At 62.1% G+C, this 2,413-nt stretch carries 2 protein-coding genes; both read left to right on the top strand.

Annotated features, from left to right (window positions below; all coding sequences use genetic code 11):
- Window positions 1-124 precede the first annotated feature (124 nt).
- Entirely contained in the window at window positions 125-1,672 is a 1,548-nt protein-coding gene (locus tag FG95_RS17705; RefSeq protein WP_029548014.1) for a tyrosine-type recombinase/integrase, read from the top strand.
- Window positions 1,666-2,413 (top strand): tyrosine-type recombinase/integrase (locus FG95_RS17700; RefSeq protein WP_037557570.1); only part of this gene is annotated, 748 nt, incomplete at its 3' end. The genes FG95_RS17705 and FG95_RS17700, both read left to right, overlap by 7 nt.

Raw genomic sequence — 2,413 nt, 5'->3', positions numbered from 1 at the left:
TATTCTTTGCAGTCGCAGTTTATGTCGAGCGTGGCGGCGCGAGGCGCAGGTTTCCTTCGGTTTTCCATGATTTCACTCCAGATAATTACGGTTCCCTCGACCTGAACAAGTCGAAGGAACCACCATGAGAACAAGATCATCAGAGCTGTTTTGTCCGGCACAGCTCCGGATCGAAGATCCGCCGAGCTCAGATGCCCTATTCAACGCCTTCCTCTCCTCTCTGTGGGTCAAGGAGGAAGCGGCCTGTTCGATCCTGTACAGTGCAGCGATCCGTCATTTCCTGCATTGGCTGGATGTGCATGCCATCCCGGTCAGTACGCTCGGCGATCAAGTCGTCCGACGGTTCGAGAAGCACCGTTGTCGGTGCCACGGATACTCGGCTCAGCAAGCCGCCTATAAGACTGATCAGGCTGCGCGGGTCCGGCGCTTTGTCCGGTTCCTCGAAGATCAAGGGTATATCGAAGTCGACGATGGGATCGACGATCTCCCCCGTCACCTCACCGACTACTCCGATGCAATCGACAGCCTGCAACTCGCCCCTGGAGTGGCACAGGGCTACCGGTCGGAAGCCGAGCATATTGTGGCTTGGCTTCGCATCAAGCGGCAGTCGTGGGCCGATGTCGATGACGCGATCCTCGACCAGTACGCGGCGCATGGTTGCCGCTGTCCGGTCTGGCGCAAGCGGGGCAAGCTCGTCGCCTCGGGCGCGAAGCGGCGGCGGCGTGGCGCTCGGCACTTCGTCGAGTTCTTGCGCGGCCGGGGTGTCATCCCTTCAGTCGAACCGGTGTCGGATGACGACCCGCACATGGCGGCATATCTGGCATGGCTCAAGCAACACCGCGGCGCGACCGATGAGACGATCCGGCGCTACCGGGCCGATATCAGGCGGCTCATGCCTATGCTCGGCGACCCTTCACAATGGGATGCAGCCGTCCTCAGGCGTGCGTTTCAACAACGAAGCAAGGAGACGCCGGGTTCTGCATCACTGCTCGTCACGATAATGAGGAGCTATATTCGGTTCCTGGTCGTGCAGGGTGTTTGCCGTCCAGCTTTGTTGCACGCGATCCCATCAGTGCAACGCTACCGTCTTTCGACGCTGCCCCGGCACGTCAACCCGGCAACGATCGAGCAGATCATCGGCGCATGTCCGACTGATCGCCCGGTGGAAGTTCGGGACAAGGCCATCATTCTCCTGCTCGCCCGGCTTGGCCTGCGTGCCGGTGATATTCGGGATATGCACCTCGACGATATCGACTGGCGCTCGGGCCACCTGACGGTCAAGGGCAAGGCGCGTCGGCCTGATCGCCTGCCATTGCCTCAGGACGTCGGTGACGCGATCCTGGACTACATTGCCACGGCGCGTCCCAAGACCGCCGATCCGCATCTGTTCGTGCGCGCGCAAGCCCCGTTCCGTTCGTTCCGCTCATCGGCGGAGATCGCCGGCATCGTTGCACGCACGCATGAGCGCGGCGGGATCGAAGGCGTGCCGACCGGATCGCACATTTTCCGGCATTCGCTTGCCACCAACTTGCTGCGCGCGGGCGCAGGGCTGGAGTCCGTTGGAACGATCCTGCGCCACAGCTCGCCCGAGACCACCGCCATCTACGCCAAGGTCGACCTGCCGATGCTCATGAAGATCGCGCAGCCATGGCCGGGAGAACCGTCATGCTGAACACGCACATTGCCAGATACGTCTCGCTGTATCGCGGCTTGGGGCGGAAGTTCTCGGAACAGGAACGACTGCTGCGCCAATACGCCGCTTTCGCCGAACGCTTCGGTGACCGGCACACCCGAGTGCAGCGCATCTACGACTGGTGCCACACGGCAAGCTCGCAGAACGTGGCTCGCCATAGGTACGACGCTGCTCGTAATTTCAGCCTTTTCGCTCACGCCGAGGACCCAGACCACGAAGTCCCGCCTGTCGGCGTTTTCGGCCGGGGGAAGCGGCCACGTCCCACTCCGACCATCATCGAACCGGACCAGGTGCGGGCGATCATGGCGGCGGCATTGAACGTTCCGCCCCATGGCACGATTAGCCCATACACGTACCATTACCTGTTCGGCCTGCTCGCGGCGACAGGTCTCCGGATTTCCGAGGCTCTCGCCCTACAGTGCGACGATCTGGTCGAGGATGGGCTGGTCGTCCGCAACGGCAAGTTCGGCAAGCAGCGGCTGATCGCCTTGCAGCCATCGACGCGCCAAGCACTCGAAGCCTACATTGCGATCCGCGCGAAGCACCCGGCCAAGTGTAATGACCTGTTCGTCACTATCCGGGGGCGGGCGCCGCACAAGGTGCGCGCCCACGTCGTGTTCGTCAGGTTGGCCCGGCTTCTCGGATATCGTGGAGCAACCGGTACGGCAGGCATGCGACTCCACGATCTGCGACATACGTTCGCTGTTCGCTCGCTTGAGT

Source organism: Sphingopyxis sp. LC363, from assembly GCF_000756385.1.
Lineage (GTDB): Bacteria > Pseudomonadota > Alphaproteobacteria > Sphingomonadales > Sphingomonadaceae > Sphingopyxis.
Note: the sequence above shows the minus strand (reverse complement) of the source record. Positions and strands in the feature narration are given on the sequence as shown.

What these genes read in the sequence shown, in the direction of transcription:
- FG95_RS17705 (WP_029548014.1), top strand. Translation starts at nt 125, where the DNA reads ATGAGAACAAGATCATCAGAGCTGTTTTGTCCGGCACAGCTCCGGATC.